Below are 16,156 nucleotides of genomic sequence, written 5' to 3' on the forward strand. Positions count from 1 at the left end.
AGGGCCATCTCGATCGCCTGCCCGCAGCCGATCACGCGTCGCGCGCGATCGTCGCGCAGATGAAGACGGACGAAGCCGCGCATGCCGCCCAGGCGCTGAACGCCGGCGCGGCGGAGTTGCCCGCCCCGGCCAAATTGTTGATGCGCGCTGCCGCCAAAGTCATGACGACCACCGCTCACTACATCTGAGCAGGGCCCGCCTGCGCGCTAGGCGGGCAGCACTTCGAAGCTGGTCGTGATCTCGGCGGTCTTGCCCAGCATGATGGTGGCCGAACAATATTTTTCGTGGCTCATCGCGACCGCGCGCTCAACGGCAGCCGCGGGCACTTCGCGACCCGTCACCACGAAGTGCATGTGGATCTTGGTGAACACTTTCGGGTCGGTCTCGGCGCGCTGCGAAGTGAGCTTGACCGAGCAGCCGCGCACGTCGTGGCGCCCGCGCTTGAGAATCAGCACGACGTCGTAAGCGGTACAGCCGCCCGCACCTGCCAGCACCGTCTCCATCGGGCGCGGCGCCAGGTTCTGCCCGCCGTTCTCCGGTTTAGCGGCGTCGGGCGCGCCATCCATGGCCAGCACGTGACCGCTGCCCGTCTCGGCAATGAACCCCATCCCGGAGCGAGTCCCGCTCGCGCCAGTCCAACTTACGGTGCATTCCATCTGCGTCCTCTTCGCCACACTTTGGCGTGATCGAAACATTCCGGTGCTGCAGCGCAGCAAAGCACCGGATATACTGATTCCGAAGCATAGCGATTTCGGTATGCCCCGGCGTTGGTTGCGGCCCGCCGGCCCCGGTTGTCTCCTCCACCTCCCTTGGTGGATTTAGCCCTCGAGCCGCAAGGCTCGAGGGCTTTTTTCTCGCCATTTGGCCCCCCGCTTATCATTCCCACGCCATGAAGAAGCAGCTGCAGCCGTCGGATTACCTGAAGAAGATACTCACGGCGCGGGTTTACGACGTGGCGGTGGAGTCGGCGCTCGAGCCGGCGAAAAACCTCAGCCGCCGCTTGCACAACAAGGTCCTGCTCAAGCGCGAAGACCAGCAGGCGGTGTTCAGCTTCAAGCTGCGCGGAGCGTACAACAAGATGGCGCACCTCACGCCCGAGCAGCTGCAGCGCGGCGTGATCTGCGCATCCGCGGGCAATCACGCGCAAGGCGTTGCGATGTCCGCGCACCGGTTGGGCGCGCGCGCCGTGATCGTTATGCCGGTGACCACGCCGCAGGTCAAGATCGACGCAGTGAAGGCTTTGGGTGGCGAGGTGGTGCTGCACGGCGAAAGCTATTCAGACGCCCACGTGCATGCCGTCGAACTGGAGCAGCGGCACGGCCTGACCTTCGTGCACCCGTTCGACGACCCCGACGTGATCGCCGGCCAAGGCACCATCGCGATGGAAATCCTGCGGCAGCACCAAGGACCGCTCGATGCCGTCTTCGTGGCGATCGGCGGCGGCGGACTGGTCGCGGGCGTGGCCAATTACATCAAGGCGGTGCGGCCCGAGATCAAGGTGATCGGCGTGCAGATGAACGACTCCGACGCGATGATGCAATCGGTCGCGGCGAAAAAACGCGTCACGCTGGGCGACGTCGGATTGTTCTCGGACGGCACGGCGGTGAAGCTGGTGGGCGAGGAAACCTTCCGGATTGCGCGCGAACTGGTGGACGAGTTCATGACCGTCGACACCGACGCCGTCTGCGCCGCGATCAAGGACATCTTCATCGACACCCGCAGCATCGTCGAGCCGGCCGGCGCGCTCGCGGTCGCCGCCATCAAGCAGTATGTGGCCGCGAACAAGACGCGCGGCGAAACCTACGCGGCGATCCTTTGCGGCGCCAACATGAATTTCGACCGGCTGCGCTTCGTCGCCGAGCGCGCGGAGGTGGGCGAAGAGCGCGAGGCGCTGTTCGCCGTCACGATCCCCGAGGAGCGCGGCAGCTTCCGCCGCTTTTGCGAATTGATCGCGACGCTGCCGGGCGGCGCCCGCAACGTCACCGAATTCAACTACCGCATCGGCGACGCGCAGCAGGCGCACGTCTTCGTCGGCCTCACCACGCACGGCAAGGGAGAGTCGGGGCGTATTGCCGCCAGCTTCACGCGCCACGGGTTCCAGGCGCTCGACCTCACGCACGACGAACTGGCCATGGAGCACATCCGGCACATGGTGGGCGGGCCGTCGCCCTTGGCGCAGGACGAACGCCTGCTGCGCTTCGTGTTTCCCGAGCGGCCGGGCGCGCTGATGAAATTCCTGTCGAACATGCGGCCCAACTGGAACATCTCGCTGTTCCACTACCGCAACCAGGGTGCCGACTACGGCCGCATCCTGGTCGGCCTGCAGGTGCCGCAAGGCGACGACGAGGCCTTCCAGTCCTTCCTCGACACGCTGGGCTATCCCTACTTCGAGGAAACCGACAATCCGGTGTACCGGCTGTTCCTGCGCACGCGCGCCGCTTGACGGCTACTTGCGCAGCGCCGGCAGTTCGAGGGTGACCGTCGTGCCGTCGGCCTGCATCACCGTGGCCTCGCGACCCCGGACCGATTGCAGCACCACGCCTTCGTCCAGGAAGGCCCCCACGCGATAGGGCCGCGCCGGCTTGCCGTCGATGGAGATCACGGCGGCACCCCGACCGGAGTGCGTGCCTGCCGCGACCCCGAGCAGTTGCAGCCGGCTCGCGAGCGTCGCCACCGGCGCCGCCACGACCGGGCCGCCAGCCGCCGCTGGTGCGCTGCCCAGCAAGCGGGCGATGACATCGGGATTGGCGGGTTCGACCGTCCGCGCCGGCGGCGCCGCCAGGTCCAGCAGGCGCGAACCGCCGCCCACCTTCAGGCCCCAGTACACGGCGCTGGCGGCGGCCAGCGCCCACAGCGCAAACGTGGCGCCGCGGGCGGTCCAGGTGGCGGAACTCGAACGCAACATTCGCGGATTATCATCCAGCCGATGCAGTCGACTCCCGCTTCCCGCCTGCGCGCCTGGCGCGCCAAGACCCTCCAGCGTGGCTTCACGCTGATCGAACTGATGGTGGTGCTGGTCATCATCGGCGTGCTGGCCGCGCTGATCGTGCCCAACGTGCTCGATCGCGCCGAGGACGCGCGCGCCACCGCCGCCAAGACCGACGTCAACAACCTGATGCAGGCGCTGAAGATGTACAAGCTGGACAACCAGCGCTATCCCACCAGCGAGCAGGGCCTGCAGGCGCTGATGACGCGCCCGACCAGCGCGCCGGTGCCGCCCAACTGGAAGCCTTACCTGGACAAGCTGCCCAACGACCCCTGGGGCCGCCCTTACCAGTACCTCAATCCCGGCGTGAAGGGCGAGATCGACGTCATGTCGTTTGGCGCCGACGGCCAGCCGGGCGGCGAGGGCAAGAATGCCGACATCGGCTCCTGGCAATAGGAGCGTCGCGCCGCTCAAGCGCGCCGCCGGCTTCACGCTGATGGAACTGATGGTGGTGCTGTCCATCATCGCCATTGCCGCGGCCGGCGTTTCCTTCGCGGTGCGCGACGCCGGCGGCGCGCCGCTCGATCGCGATGCCCAGCGCCTGGCCGCCCTCCTCGAATCGGCGCGGGCGCGCTCGCGCCTGAGCGGCCAGCCGGTGCGCTGGGTGGCGCAGCCTGCGGGCTTCCGCTTCGAAGGCCTGCCGCGCGATGCCTTGCCGCAAGGCTGGCTCGATGCCCACACGCAGGTGCTCGGCCCGGGCGTGCTGGTGCTCGGTCCCGAACCCGTGATTCCGCCGCAGGCCGTGGTGCTGACCAGCAGCGACCGTCCCGAGCGGGCGCTGCGCATCGCCACCGACGGCCTGCGGCCCTTTGCCGTCACGGCCGAACAGCCATGAGCCCGCCGGGCCGCCCCAAGGGCGAATACCGCAGTGCGCAGCACGGAGGTTCACGATGACCCCGCCGGGCCGCCCCAAGGGCGAATACCGCAGTGCGCAGCACGAAGGTCGCGGAGTCAAGCGCACGCGTGGCTTCACGCTGGTCGAAGTGCTGGTGGCCCTGGCCATCGTCGCGATCGCGCTGGTCGCCGGCCTGAAGGCCAGCGCTGCGCTTTCCAGCAACGCGCAGCGCCAGTCGGACGTGCTGCTCGCGCATGTCTGCGCGGAGAACGCATTGATCGGCCTGCGCCTGGCCAAGCAGCTGCCCGCCGTCGGCGACAGCGACATCGCCTGCGAGCAGGCGGGGCTGGTGCTGACCGTGCGGCTGAAGGTCTCGCCCACGCCCAACCCCAGCTTTCGCCGGGTCGATGCGCAGGTGTTCGACAACCAGACGCCGCTGGTGCGCGTGTCCACCGTGCAGGGGCGCTACTGATGCGGCGCGCACGCGGCTTCACGCTGGTCGAACTGCTGGTGTCGCTGTTCATCCTGGCCGTGCTGGCCGGCCTGAGCTGGCGCGGCATCGACGGCATGGTGCGCGCCCGCCAGCAGACCGAGGTCTACACCGACCAGGTGCTGGGGCTGCAGACCGGGCTGGCGCAGTGGGGGGCCGACCTCGACGCGATCATGGAGCTCCCCGGCTTCACCGCCCTGCAATGGAACGGCCGGGTGCTGCGGCTCACGCGGCACAGCAGCACTTCGCCGGGGGACGGTGCACGCGTGGTCGGCTGGGCACTTCGGGGCGGCCAATGGCGGCGCTGGGAGTCGCCGCCGCTGTACACGCGCGGCGACGTCGACGCGGCCTGGCAGCAGGCCGACCTGTGGTCGCAGACGCCCAGCGATGCGATGCAGCGGCAGGAGGTGGTGATCGCGCCACTGGAAGACTGGCAGATCTTCTACTTCCGCAACAACAGCTGGACCAACCCGCAGTCCAGCCCGGACTCCACGCAGACGACGGCTGCGCTTGCGGCCGCTGCGGCGGCGAGTGGAGCGGTAGCGACCGCCGCCGCAGTCCAGCAGGCGCAGGCCACCACCAGCGCACTGCCCGACGGCGTGCGCCTGGTGCTGCAATTGCCCGCAGGGCGCGCCATTGCGGGCCGGCTGCAGCGCGACTGGATCCGCCCCACGCTCGGGCCGAGCTGATGAAACGCCCTCGCCAACACGGCGCGGCCCTGCTCGCCGCCATGCTGACCGTCACATTGGTGGCGACGCTCGCTGCCGGCGCCATGTGGCAGCAGTGGCGCGGCGCCGAGGTGGAGGCGGCCGACCGCTCGCGCGTGCAATCGAGCTGGATCCTCACCGGCGCCCTCGACTGGTCGCGCCTGATCCTGCGCGAGGACTTCCTCGCCGGCCGCATCGACTCCTTGGCCGAGCCGTGGGCCGTGCCCTTGCAGGAGGCGCGGCTCTCGACCTTTCTCGCCGCCGACCCCGCCAACAACACCGACACGGGCGATGCCGACAACGTGTTCCTTTCGGGCGAGATCACGGACCTGCAGGCCAAGATGAACCTCGCGACCCTGGTCTCGGCCGGCACCGTGCAGGCCACGGCGCTCAAGCAGTTCCAGCTGCTGTTCGATACGCTGGGCCTGCCGCAGGACCAGTTGGCCAAGCTGGCCGACAACCTGCGCTTCGCCTCCGACATCCACGTCGACAACCTCAATTCGGGCAAGGCATCGTTGTTTCCGCAACGGATCGAGCAACTGGCCTGGCTGGGCGTGCCGCAGGACACGATCGCGGCGCTGGAACCCTATGTCACGGTGTTGCCCCCCGGCAGTTCGAGTTCGCGCGTGAACATCAACACCGCCTCGGCGGAAGTGCTGCACGCCATCGGCACCAACGTCAGCCTGGCGGACGCCAAGCGCCTGGTGGCCGAACGCGAGCACCAGGCCTTCGGCAGCGTCGCCGCCGTCTCCAAGATCCTGCCTGTCGGCTCCACCATCGACCTCACGGCGGGCGACGTGCAGACGCAGTACTTCGAGGTCCGCGGCCGCTTGCGCCTGGACGACGTCGTGATCGAGGAGCGCTCGCTGATCCAGCGGGTCGGCACGCGCGTGGTCACCCTGCAACGCGAGCGCGGCGCCTTCCAGGAAGCCGCACCCCGCTAGGTCGCACACCTACAATGCGCCGCTATCCATGAGCTCTCTCGTTGTCCTGCTGCCCCTGGAACCTGCCACGAGCGCCAGCGAGTGGAGTTATGCCGCCAGCCCCGACGGCGCCACCCTGGGCGACCACGGCAAGGCGCCGGCCGCGCTGCTGCCGCTGCCACGCGGCACCGGCGCCGAGATCGTCGCGGTGGTCCCGGTGCAGGCCCTCGCTTGGCACCGGGTCGACCTGCCGAAGGGCACGACGGCCGGCTCACCCCGCCTGCGTGCCGCGCTCGAAGGCCTGCTCGAAGAACAGCTGCTGGACGAGACCGACGCCGTGCACCTGGCGCTCGGACCCGGCGCCCGCGCGGGCGGCGCGGCCTGGGTGGCCGTGTGCGACCGCGCCTGGCTGCGCCACGCCTTGCAGATGCTGGAGTCCGCCGGCCGCCCGGTGACGCGCATCGTCCCCGAATTCGCGCCCGAAGGCCCGCCGGCCCTGGTGGTCACCGGCGACCCCGAACATCCGACCGCCATCGTCGGCAGCGAGGAAGGCGTGCTCGCGCTGCCGCTCACGCCGGCCGCCCTGCACCTGCTGCCGGTGCTGCCGGAAGAGGCCCCGCGCGTGGCGGAGCCCGGCGTCGCGGCCATCGCCGAGCAATTGCTGCAGCAGAAGTTCGTGCTGCAACAGGCTCCGCAACGCTGGCTGCAGGCGGCGCGCACGCGCTGGGATCTTGCGCAATTCGAATTCGCCAGTTCCAGCCGGGCCCGCGCGCTGAAGAAGCTCGCCTCCGGTTGGGCCGAGGTGTTGCATGGCAGGCCGTGGCGGCCGGCGCGCTGGGCCGCCGTGGTCCTGGTCGTCGCCAACCTGGCCGGCCTGAACGCCTGGGCCTGGAAGGAGCGCGCCACCCTGGCGAACCAGCGCGACGCCGTGCAAGGGGTGCTGCGCGAGACCTTCCCGCAGGTGCGGGTGATCGTCGATGCGCCGGTGCAGATGGAGCGTGAGGTCGCGAACCTGCGCCAGCAGACGGGCGTTGCTTCCGCCCGCGACCTCGACGCGCTGCTGGCGGCGCTGGCCTCGGCCCTGCCCGCGGGCCGCACGCCCGCCAAACTGGACTATGGCGGCGGACAGCTGCGTGCCGCCGGCCTGGCGCTCTCGGGCGAGGACCTGCGCGGCGTGGTCGCGCACCTGCACACCCTGGGCTACGCCGGCAGCACCGAAGACGACGTGCTGGTCGTCGCCGCGGAGGAGAGCCAATGAACGCCCAGCTCCTGCGGGCTCGCTGGGCGACCCTGGCGCCGCGCGAACAGGCGCTGGTGGGCGCCGCGGTCGGCCTCGTGGCCCTGGCGCTCCTGTGGTGGATCGCGCTGGCGCCGGCCATCACGACCCTGAGCTCCGCCGACGCCCAGCACCGCAGCCTCGATGCGCAGCTGCAGCACATGCGCCGGCTGCAGTCGCAGGCCAGGATCATGCAGTCACAGCCGCGGCAGAACCCCGACGAAGCGATGCGCCAGCTGGAGGCGGCCATCCGCGCTCAGTTGGGCGTGAGCGCGCGCTACATCATCGCCGGCGATCGCGTGACCGTCACCCTCACCAACACGCCGCCCGCTGCCTTGGCCCAGTGGCTCACGCAGGTGCGCACCAATGCGCGCGCCATCGCCAGCGAGGCGAAGCTCACGCGCAATCCCGCGGGCGGCTGGGATGGCAGCCTGGTGCTGACGTTGCCGGCACGCTGAGCGCTGTGGCCACCCGAACGCAGCGTGCGCCGCGCCAGGCGCCTTGGCCCTGGGCAGTGGCCGGTGCCTTGCTCGGAGCCGTGTTCGCTCTGATTGCCTGGGCGCCGGCCGGCTGGCTGGCGCAGGCGACCGCCCGGGCGAGCGGCGGCCGCGTGCTGTTGGCCGATGCCCGCGGCACGGTGTGGGACGGCTCGGCCCGCCTGGTGCTCACCGGCGGCCCGGGCAGCAACGACGCCGCGGCCCTGCCCGGCCGAATAGCCTGGGAGCTGCATCCGCGCTGGAATGGAGCGGCCGCGGCGGTACGCACCGACTGCTGCACTTCGCGGGCCCTGGACGTGCGGGCGGTGCTGCATGCCGGGGGCCCCGAACTGCGGATCGGCGACGGCGAGTCGGCGTGGCCGGCCCGCTTGCTGGCGGGCCTGGGCACCCCGTGGAATACATTGCAACTCGATGGTGAAGTACGGCTGACTACGCGGGGCCTTTCAGTAGAATGGGCCGCGGGCCGCCCGGTGGTCGCCGGGCGGGCCGAGTTGGTGGCGCTGCGCGTTGCGTCGCGCCTGTCTACCCTGAGGCCCATGGGCAGCTACCGCATCACCTTGCAAGGCGGCACGCCCGCCAGCCTGCAGCTGGAAACGCTGGAGGGCAGCCTGCAGCTGTCCGGGTCCGGCCAGTGGGTCGGCTCCCGCCTGCGCTTTCGCGGCGAAGCCAGCGCCACACCGGAGCGCGAATCGGCGCTGGCCAACCTCTTGAACATCATCGGGCGGCGCAGCGGGGCCCGCTCGCTCATCTCCATTGGCTAGTCGTGTCCGGGAAGCTTTCATGAATTACCGATACGCCGCCGCCTCGCTTGCCCTGGCCATGCTGCTGGGTGCGGCGCCCGGCGGGGCGCAGGCGCAGCGCGCCAACGAGCCCATCACGCTCAACTTCGTCAACGCCGAGATCGAGGCCGTGGCCCGCACGATGGCCGCCATCACCGGCCGCAACATCGTGGTCGATCCGCGCGTGAAGGGCACCATGACCCTCTCCACCGAGCGGCCGGTGCCGGCCGCCGCGGCCTTCAACCAGTTCGTGGCAACGCTGCGCCTCTCCGGCTACACGGTGGTGGAATCGGGCGGCTTGCTGAAGGTGGTGCCCGAGGCCGAGGCCAAGCTGCAAGGCGGCGCGGTCACGGTCGACGGCTCGGTGGCCGGCTCGCAGATCGTCACGCAAATCTTCCGGCTCAATCACGAGAGCGCCGCCAACCTGGTGCCCATCCTGCGGCCGCTGATCAGCCCCAACAACACGATCAACGTGAACCCCGGCAATAACTCGCTGGTGATCACCGACTACGCGGACAACCTGCGGCGGCTCGCCCGCATCATCGCGGCCCTCGATGTCAACAACGCCACCGACGTGGAGGTGATCAACCTCCAGTACGCCCTGGCCGTCGACCTGGCGCCGGTGGTGCAGCGACTGGTCGATGCCTCGGGCACGAGCGGCGCCGCCGCGGGTGCGCCGGGTGGCGCGGTCCAGGGGCAGTCCGACGCCGGGTTCCGCACGACCGTGATCGCGGAGCCGCGCAGCAACTCGCTGATCGTGCGCGCGCCGAATGCGGCGCGGCTGAACCTGGTGCGCTCGGTGGTGGCGCGGCTCGATACGCCCGGCGCGCCCACCGAAGCCGGCAATATCCACGTGGTGTACCTGCGCAATGCGGATGCGACCAAGCTGGCCTCGATCCTGCGCGCGGCCATCGTCAGCACGCAGCCACCGGGTGCCCTCGGCGCCACCGGCCTCGCCGGGGGAGGCGGCGGCTCCAGCATCGCGAGCCCGCCCAACATGACCAGCGGCCTGAGCGGCGCCGGCAGCGGAACGGGCACGAGCGCGGCGACGGCGCCGATCACGCCATCGGCCCAGCCCTCCACCGGCGGCCAGGTACAGGCGGATCCCTCGACCAACTCGCTGATCATCACCGCACCCGACCCGCAGTACCGGCAGCTGCGCGCCGTGATCGACCAGCTCGATGGCCGCCGCGCGCAGGTGCTGGTGGAAGGCATCATCGTGCAGGTGAACGCCGACAAGGTGGCGCAATTCGGCATCCAGTGGCAGAACGTGCTGGGGTCGGCCACGAGCAGCGTCATCGGCTTCCTGGGCAGCAACTTCACGGTGGGCGGCGCGAACATCATCGGCCTGCAGACGCAGACCGGGCTCAGCACCGGCAGCCCCACGCTGCCTTCGCCCGGCTTCAACGTGGGTGCGGTGCGCAACGTGGGCGGCCGCTTCATCCTGAGCGCGATCGCCAACTTCCTGGAAAGCAGCGGCGACGGCAACGTGCTGTCCACGCCCAACCTGCTGACGCTGGACAACGAGGAAGCCAAGATCGTCATTGGCGAGAACGTGCCCTTCGTGACGGGCCAGTTCACCAACACCGGCGCGAGCAACGGCTCCGTCAACCCGTTCACGACGGTGGATCGCAAGGACGTCGGCCTGACGCTGCGGGTGAAGCCGCAGATCAACGAGAACGGCACGGTGCGGCTGACCATCTACCAGGAGAACTCCGCGGTGAAGGCCGGCACCGAAACCGCGTTGAACGGCCCGACCACCACCAAGCAGACGGTGGAGACCAATGTGCTGGTGGACGACGGCCAGATCGTGGTCATCGGAGGGCTGCTGCAGGATACGTATTCCGGCAACGTGCAGAAGGTCCCCGGCCTCGGCGACGTGCCCGGGCTGGGCACCCTGTTCCGCACCGACAGCCGCACGCGCACCAAGAGCAACCTGATGGTGTTCCTGCGGCCGGTGGTCGTGCGGGACGCGAACGAGTCGGACTCGCTGTCCCTGGACCGCTACGAGCTGATGCGCACCAAGCAGCAGAACGTGCAACCGGAGTCACGCACCTTCCTGCACAACGTGGAGACGGCGCCGATCGCGCCCGAGCTCGCCCGGCCGGTGCCCCCCGGCAACACGTGGTCGCCGCTGGTGCAGCCGCCGGCCACGACCTCGCCCAGCGTCCGCTGAGCATCATGCGTTACCCGCTTCCCTACGCGTTCGCGCGCACCCAGCAGTTGCTGCTGGAGGACGACGGCGAGCAGCTCGTGCTGTGGCACGGCGGCGCGCCCGCGCCTGCGTGGTCCGAGGTGCTGCGCAAGTACCCGGTCAAGACACTGCAGCAGCTCGATGCGGCGGCCCTCGCGCAGCGCATCAGCGCCGCCTATGCCCAGGGCGAATCGAGCGCCGCCACGGTCGTGAGCGAAGTGCAGAACGACGCCGACCTCACGCGCATGATGCAGGAACTGCCGGCGGTCGAAGACCTGCTGGAGGCGAGCGACGACGCGCCCATCATCCGCATGCTCAACGCGCTGCTGACGCAGGCCGCGCGCGACGGTGCCAGCGACATCCACATCGAGCCGTACGAGCGCCATTCGAGCGTGCGCTTTCGCGTGGACGGCGCGCTGCGCGAAGTGGTGCAGCCCAATCGCGCGCTGCACGCGGCGCTGATCTCGCGGCTGAAGATCATGGCCGAACTGGACATCTCCGAGAAGCGCCTGCCGCAGGACGGCCGCATCTCCCTGCGCATCGGCACGCGCGCGGTGGACGTGCGCGTTTCCACACTGCCCAGCGCGCATGGCGAGCGCGCCGTGCTGCGCCTGCTGGACAAGAGCGAAAGCAAGATCAGCCTGGAATCCGTGGGCATGACCGGCGGCACGCTGGACCGCTTCCTGGAGCTGATCGCGCAGCCGCACGGGATCATCCTGGTGACCGGGCCGACCGGCTCGGGCAAGACCACCACGCTGTATGCGGCGCTGAGCCGGCTCGACGCCAGCACCGGCAACATCATGACGGTGGAAGACCCGATCGAGTACGAGCTGCCCGGCATCGGCCAGACGCAGGTCAACCCGAAGATCGACCTCGATTTCGCCAAGGCACTGCGCGCCATCCTGCGGCAGGACCCCGACGTGATCATGATCGGCGAGATCCGCGACTACGAGACCGCGCAGATCGCGATTCAGGCCTCGCTGACCGGCCACCTCGTGCTGGCCACCCTGCACACCAACGATGCGGCCAGCGCGGTGACGCGCCTGACCGACATGGGCGTCCAGCCCTTCCTCCTGAGCTCGTCGCTGCTGGGCGTGCTGGCGCAGCGGCTGGTGCGCAAGCTGTGCGAGTACTGCAAGGTGGAGATCGAAGGCGTGGCGCGCGGCTGCCAGCACTGCGCCTACACGGGCTACCACGGGCGCACGGGCATCTTCGAGTTGATGGTGGCCGACGAGCGCGTCCGCAACCTGATCCATACGAAGACGGGCGAAGCCCAGATCCGGGAAGCCGCGATGGCCGCCGGCATGCGCTTGATGCGCCTCGACGGCGAGCGGCTGGTGCGCGAGGGCATCACCTCCCGCGAGGAAGTGCTGCGCGTCACCCGCAATTAGCCGCCGACTAAACCGCGCGCTCCGGCTCGTGCAGCGGTGCGGGTTCGCGCACCGGCGCCTGCGGACCGCGCTCTTCCTCGATCGGCGGCACCGTGGGTTGTGGCTGCTGTTGTTGCTGCTGCTGCTTGCGCACCGCCGCGCGCGATTGTGGCTGTTGCTGCTGCTGCGCCTGCAGCCGCGCGTGCGGCCGCTCGGCCACCATCGGCCGGTACCTGGCCTTGAACATCACCATGGTTGCTGCCTCCTCAGTCGGGCGTCTGCACGAAATCGGTATGACCACCGGGCTGCGGCCTGTGCTCCGAAGCGGGCTGGTCCGGTACGAGCTCGCGCTCGTCCTCGTCGGCTTGTGGCCGGGGCTGCGGAATGCGGCCGCGCTCCGGCTGCGGATGCGCCAATCCGTGGTCGATGGGGGTGCGATCTTCTGGCATGGGCGTTTCCTGGTCCGATGCCTGCATCTTGCTTCGGCCGGCCGGAAGGCGCCCTAGGCGCGCTGCGCTGCCATGCCTAGGTCCGCCCCGCCCGCGGGTGTCAGCACCTGACTACAGCCTGCATCAGCAGCCCAACTGGTCCGCCAGGTCCAGCAGGTCGCGCGCGTGCAGGTCGTTGCCCGGCTGCGGGCTCACGTCCTTGATCTGCAGCGCGCCGAACTCCAGCGGCCGTTCGACATAGGCGGTACGCAGGCCGCAGGCGCTCGCCGCGGCCAGGTCGTCGTGGTGCGCGGCGACCAGCATCACGCGCGCGGGCGGCACGTCGAACACGCGCGCGACACCGAGATAGGTGGATGGATCCGGCTTGTACGCGCGGAACACTTCGGCCGACAGCACGCAGTCCCAGGGCAGGCCCGCGCGCTTGGCCATGCGCGTGAGCAGGCCCAGGTTGCCGTTGGAGAGCGTGCACAGGAGATAACGGCTTTTCAGGCGCTGCAGGCCGGCGACCGCATCGGGCCACGGATCGAGTCGGTGCCACGCACGATTGAGGTGCTGGCGCGCGGCTTCGTCGAGGTGGGCGAGACCGAACTGGGGCAGGATCTGGTCGAGGATCGTGCGGTGCAGGTCGTCGATCAGCGTCCAGCCCAGTTCGCCGGACATCACGCGCGCCATCGCCGGCCGATAGCCCGCACGCCACGCGAGCGCGAAGGCATTGCCATCCACCTGGGGCCAGGTCTGCGCCAGTTCGCGCACGAGGCTGCCGTGCCAGTCGACGACGGTGCCGAAGATGTCGAAGGCGAGGACTTCGACCTCGCTCGCAAGGGCGGCAGGGGCAGCGGCGGGCATCTGCGCAGTGTAGGGCGAGCCGCACTAAACTCGCGCCTGCTGTCGGTCTGCTGTCCTGCCAAGGGGGTGCGCGATGAATTGGAGCGCGGAAGCGAGGGCGCGAACGCTGTTCGTGCTGTTCCTGCTGGCGCTGGCCGCCGCAGCGGGTGGCTGGCTGTTGTGGCGTGAGAGCCGCTTCGCCACCTACGAGATCCGCACCGCAGAGGCGGTGTCCGGATTGATCGCGGGCTCGCCGGTCGAACTGCACGGGGTGGAGGTCGGCAAGGTGCAGGCGGTGGAACTGGAAGATGCACGGCGCGTGCGGGTGCTGCTGGACATCCGCAGGGACCTGGTCCTGTCGTCGGGCACCGTCGCCACCATCACGGGCCGCGGACTCGCCACCCGCGGATTCACCGGCTATGTCTATGTCAGTCTCGAAGACAGCGGCGCGCCGGGCCGGCCGCTCGCGCGGGCGACCGCTGGTGGCTATCCGCAGATCGCCACCGCACCGGCGCAACTGGAGAACATGGACATGTCCTTCAGCGAGTTGAATCGCAATGTGCGCACGGTGAGCGCGCTGCTGGAGGCGGCGCTGGATCCGCAGACGGTGGGCGCCTTGAAGCAGTCGCTTGCCGGGATCGAGCAGGTCTCGCGCACGCTGGCGGCCAACAACGACCGGCTGGTGCAGATCCTGGCGAACGCGGAACGGGCCAGTGCGCAGGTGCAGCCGCTGCTGCAATCGAGCGGCGATGCGGTGCAGTCGCTGCGCACCCAGGTGCTGCCGCAGGCCAGGGACACGCTGCGGCAACTCGATAGCCTTTCCGCCGCCATGAACGAGCGCATGACCACCATCTTGCAGAACACCGAACAGGCCAGCACGCGCATGGGCCCCTTGCTGCAATCCAGCAACGATGCGGTGCGCTCGCTGCAGATGCAGATCCTGCCGGAAGCGCAGCGCACCCTGACGCGGCTGGATCGCCTTTCCACCTCGCTGGGGCAGAGCGCCGATCGCATCCAGCGCAATCCCTCGCTGCTGCTGCGCGGCTCCGTTGCCACGCCTGTGGGCCCGGGCGAGGCGCCATGAGGGGGCGCGGCCCGCGCCTGCTTGTTCCCTTGGCGATGGCGGGCGCGCTGGCGCTGCCGGCCGGCTGCGCCTTGGTGGCCCCCCCGGAGCCGCCCATGGTCAGCTCGCTGCTCGATCGAATGCCCGCGCAGGTGCCGCAGCACGCGCGCGGCAACGCGACGCTGCTGGTGTACACCCCGCAGGCGCGTCCTGCCGTCGACACGACGCAGATGGCGTATGCGCTGCGGCCGCACCAGCTGGCCTACTTCGCGCGCAACGAATGGGCCGAGACCCCGCCGCAGATGCTGCAGCCCCTGCTGGTGCGCACGCTCGAGGCCACGGGCGCCTTTCGCGCGGTGCTGACGCCGCCGCAGACTGGCGGGACCACGCTCGGACTGCGCACGGAGATCGTCGACCTGGTGCAGGACTTCGGGGAAGATCCGCCGGTGCTGCGCTTCTCGCTGCGCGCCGTGCTGAGCGACGAAGCGGGCAACCGCACGATAGCCACGCGCGAGTGGACGCTGCGCGAGCCGCTGCCGCAGAAGACGCCGGGGGCCGGCGTGCTCGCAGGCAACGAGGCGGTCGCGCGCGTGCTGCGCGAACTGGCCGGTTTCGTGCTGGAATACACGCCCTAGCTTTCGCTCTTTCGGTACCGTGGCCTGCGCGTCAGCGCATCGCACGTACACCCCCTCACCCGCGCGGCCACATCCTGCGCAAGGTATCGTCCCCCCGCACCAGGTGGTGGTGCAACGCCGCCCCCGCATGCAGCACGAGCAGCATCAGCAAGGCATATCCGAGCCACCGATGCACCGCGATGTACAGCTGGAAGTGGTCTTCGTTGAGCCCTGTCAGGTCCGGCAGCGAGAAGCCGTCGAACAGGGGCACCGGATAGCCGCCGGCCGACGACATCAGCCACCCCGTCATCGGCAGGGCGATCATCAGCGCGTAGAAGACCAGGTGCACGAAACGCGCGGCCACCTGCTGCTCCTGCGGCAAGCTTGCCGCCAGCGCCGGCAGCGCATTGCACGCGCGCCACCCGAGGCGCAGCAGCGCACCCGCCAGCGCCGCCATGCCGATCGCCTTGTGCACCAGGATCAGGAGGATCTTCTCCTGGTCGAAACCGACGTCGGGCAGCCACACCATGTAAAGGCCCAGGCCGATCAAGCCGCAAAGCAGCAGCGCCATGCCCCAGTGCAGCAGCACGGCGACCAGGCCGTAGCCTTGCTCGGTGTTGGACAGGGGCCGCATGTCGCTCTTTTGCGCCGGCAACGGGCGCTGTTCCAAGTATGGTCCGAGCCCGGCCTCGACGCCAGCCATTCCTGCCCAAACCGTGTACCATGCGTTGAACCGACGTCTTCAGGACTGTCATCTTTAGGCCTCTTCCCCTCGCGCCCGCACAGGCCGTAGCAGTCGAACCCCCCATCGTTGATCTCTTGGCGTCGGCGCCGCGCCAGCGTTCGCCCGCGCGAGACAACAACAAGGATTCGACATGACCCTACGGACCCACGGCAGCGGCCGCGCCGTACCGACCGCGCCTGTCACGGCCGGGAAATACCTCATATCGCCGATCACGACACTGCTGGATAACGGCTGGTATGCGTGCTCGGTGTCCATCCGCTCCGGCTCCGGCAGCGCCACCACGGACCGGATCGTGCGCCTCACGCGCCTTTTCCGCACCGCGGTGCGGGCAGCGGAGTACGCTATCGCCGAAGGCCAGCAGTGGATCGGAATGGGCCCCAGCCGGGCCCGCATCGCCGCGTGA

The 16,156-nt window shown here is 69.6% G+C and carries 21 protein-coding genes; 15 read left to right on the forward strand and 6 right to left on the reverse strand.

What is annotated here, in order from left to right:
* Positions 1-188: demethoxyubiquinone hydroxylase family protein (locus JWP60_RS19335; RefSeq protein WP_299795022.1), on the forward strand; the 188-nt coding region annotated here is incomplete at its 5' end.
* Between the two features lie 18 nt (positions 189-206).
* Here JWP60_RS19335 and JWP60_RS19340 read toward each other — a convergent pair.
* On the reverse strand, positions 207-656 hold the full coding sequence (locus tag JWP60_RS19340; RefSeq protein WP_299795024.1) for an OsmC family protein: 450 nt from the start codon (positions 654-656) through the stop codon (positions 207-209).
* A gap of 233 nt (positions 657-889) precedes the next feature.
* Between JWP60_RS19340 and ilvA the strand changes: the two genes are divergently transcribed.
* Complete coding sequence (gene ilvA / locus JWP60_RS19345; protein ID WP_299795026.1) at positions 890-2,443, forward strand: threonine ammonia-lyase, biosynthetic; 1,554 nt, start codon at positions 890-892, stop codon at positions 2,441-2,443.
* 3 nt (positions 2,444-2,446) lie between these two features.
* Here ilvA and JWP60_RS19350 read toward each other — a convergent pair whose 3' ends face one another.
* Complete coding sequence (locus tag JWP60_RS19350) at positions 2,447-2,905, reverse strand: type II secretion system protein N (protein ID WP_299795028.1); 459 nt, start codon at positions 2,903-2,905, stop codon at positions 2,447-2,449.
* Between the two features lie 21 nt (positions 2,906-2,926).
* Between JWP60_RS19350 and gspG the strand changes: the two genes are divergently transcribed.
* Genes gspG through gspE form a run of 10 tightly spaced genes read left to right on the forward strand, consistent with a single transcriptional unit; the run spans position 2,927 to position 12,078 of the window.
* A complete protein-coding gene (gene gspG, locus JWP60_RS19355; protein WP_299795030.1) occupies positions 2,927-3,382 on the forward strand; it encodes a type II secretion system major pseudopilin GspG in 456 nt (151 codons plus the stop codon).
* On the forward strand, positions 3,357-3,821 hold the full coding sequence (locus tag JWP60_RS19360) for a GspH/FimT family pseudopilin (protein ID WP_299795032.1): 465 nt from the start codon (positions 3,357-3,359) through the stop codon (positions 3,819-3,821). The genes gspG and JWP60_RS19360 overlap by 26 nt, the downstream gene beginning before the upstream one ends.
* Before the next feature lie 55 nt (positions 3,822-3,876).
* Positions 3,877-4,293, forward strand: a complete 417-nt coding sequence (gspI, locus tag JWP60_RS19365; RefSeq protein WP_299795034.1) for a type II secretion system minor pseudopilin GspI — start codon at positions 3,877-3,879, stop codon at positions 4,291-4,293.
* Entirely contained in the window at positions 4,293-5,000 is a 708-nt protein-coding gene (locus JWP60_RS19370) for a prepilin-type N-terminal cleavage/methylation domain-containing protein (protein ID WP_299795036.1), read from the forward strand. The genes gspI and JWP60_RS19370 overlap by 1 nt, the downstream gene beginning before the upstream one ends.
* Complete coding sequence (gene gspK, locus JWP60_RS19375; protein ID WP_299795038.1) at positions 5,000-5,962, forward strand: type II secretion system minor pseudopilin GspK; 963 nt, start codon at positions 5,000-5,002, stop codon at positions 5,960-5,962. Before JWP60_RS19370 ends, gspK begins: the two co-directional genes overlap by 1 nt.
* 28 nt (positions 5,963-5,990) lie before the next feature.
* Positions 5,991-7,199 (forward strand): type II secretion system protein GspL, encoded by a 1,209-nt coding sequence (gspL, locus tag JWP60_RS19380; protein ID WP_299795040.1) that lies wholly within the window; start codon positions 5,991-5,993, stop codon positions 7,197-7,199.
* The gene (gspM, locus tag JWP60_RS19385; protein WP_299795042.1) at positions 7,196-7,675 is read left to right on the forward strand and encodes a type II secretion system protein GspM; all 480 of its coding nucleotides are present in this window, start codon (positions 7,196-7,198) and stop codon (positions 7,673-7,675) included. The genes gspL and gspM overlap by 4 nt, the downstream gene beginning before the upstream one ends.
* Before the next feature lie 5 nt (positions 7,676-7,680).
* Positions 7,681-8,475, forward strand: a complete 795-nt coding sequence (gene gspN, locus JWP60_RS19390; RefSeq protein WP_299795044.1) for a type II secretion system protein N — start codon at positions 7,681-7,683, stop codon at positions 8,473-8,475.
* Between the two features lie 58 nt (positions 8,476-8,533).
* The gene (gene gspD, locus JWP60_RS19395) at positions 8,534-10,669 is read left to right on the forward strand and encodes a type II secretion system secretin GspD (RefSeq protein WP_299795115.1); all 2,136 of its coding nucleotides are present in this window, start codon (positions 8,534-8,536) and stop codon (positions 10,667-10,669) included.
* Between the two features lie 5 nt (positions 10,670-10,674).
* On the forward strand, positions 10,675-12,078 hold the full coding sequence (gspE, locus tag JWP60_RS19400; RefSeq protein ID WP_299795046.1) for a type II secretion system ATPase GspE: 1,404 nt from the start codon (positions 10,675-10,677) through the stop codon (positions 12,076-12,078).
* A 7-nt stretch (positions 12,079-12,085) separates the two neighbouring features.
* Here gspE and JWP60_RS19405 read toward each other — a convergent pair whose 3' ends face one another.
* From JWP60_RS19405 to JWP60_RS19415, 3 genes are all read right to left on the reverse strand, one after another.
* Positions 12,086-12,310 (reverse strand): hypothetical protein, encoded by a 225-nt coding sequence (locus JWP60_RS19405; protein ID WP_299795048.1) that lies wholly within the window; start codon positions 12,308-12,310, stop codon positions 12,086-12,088.
* Between the two features lie 13 nt (positions 12,311-12,323).
* The gene (locus JWP60_RS19410; protein WP_299795050.1) at positions 12,324-12,506 is read right to left on the reverse strand and encodes a hypothetical protein; all 183 of its coding nucleotides are present in this window, start codon (positions 12,504-12,506) and stop codon (positions 12,324-12,326) included.
* Positions 12,507-12,629: 123 nt separating this feature from the next.
* Positions 12,630-13,352 (reverse strand): haloacid dehalogenase type II, encoded by a 723-nt coding sequence (locus JWP60_RS19415; RefSeq protein WP_299795052.1) that lies wholly within the window; start codon positions 13,350-13,352, stop codon positions 12,630-12,632.
* A gap of 73 nt (positions 13,353-13,425) precedes the next feature.
* Between JWP60_RS19415 and JWP60_RS19420 the strand changes: the two genes are divergently transcribed.
* Both JWP60_RS19420 and JWP60_RS19425 read left to right on the forward strand, forming a co-directional pair.
* Positions 13,426-14,415, forward strand: a complete 990-nt coding sequence (locus JWP60_RS19420; RefSeq protein WP_299795054.1) for an MlaD family protein — start codon at positions 13,426-13,428, stop codon at positions 14,413-14,415.
* A gap of 95 nt (positions 14,416-14,510) precedes the next feature.
* Positions 14,511-15,029, forward strand: a complete 519-nt coding sequence (locus tag JWP60_RS19425) for an ABC-type transport auxiliary lipoprotein family protein (protein ID WP_299795056.1) — start codon at positions 14,511-14,513, stop codon at positions 15,027-15,029.
* Between the two features lie 55 nt (positions 15,030-15,084).
* Here JWP60_RS19425 and JWP60_RS19430 read toward each other — a convergent pair whose 3' ends face one another.
* On the reverse strand, positions 15,085-15,642 hold the full coding sequence (locus JWP60_RS19430) for a cytochrome b (protein WP_299795058.1): 558 nt from the start codon (positions 15,640-15,642) through the stop codon (positions 15,085-15,087).
* Positions 15,643-15,883: 241 nt separating this feature from the next.
* Between JWP60_RS19430 and JWP60_RS19435 the strand changes: the two genes are divergently transcribed.
* Positions 15,884-16,156, forward strand: coding sequence for a hypothetical protein (locus JWP60_RS19435; protein ID WP_299795060.1), 273 nt, complete (start codon positions 15,884-15,886; stop codon positions 16,154-16,156).

Source organism: Ramlibacter sp., from assembly GCF_028291745.1.
Lineage (GTDB): Bacteria > Pseudomonadota > Gammaproteobacteria > Burkholderiales > Burkholderiaceae_C > Ramlibacter.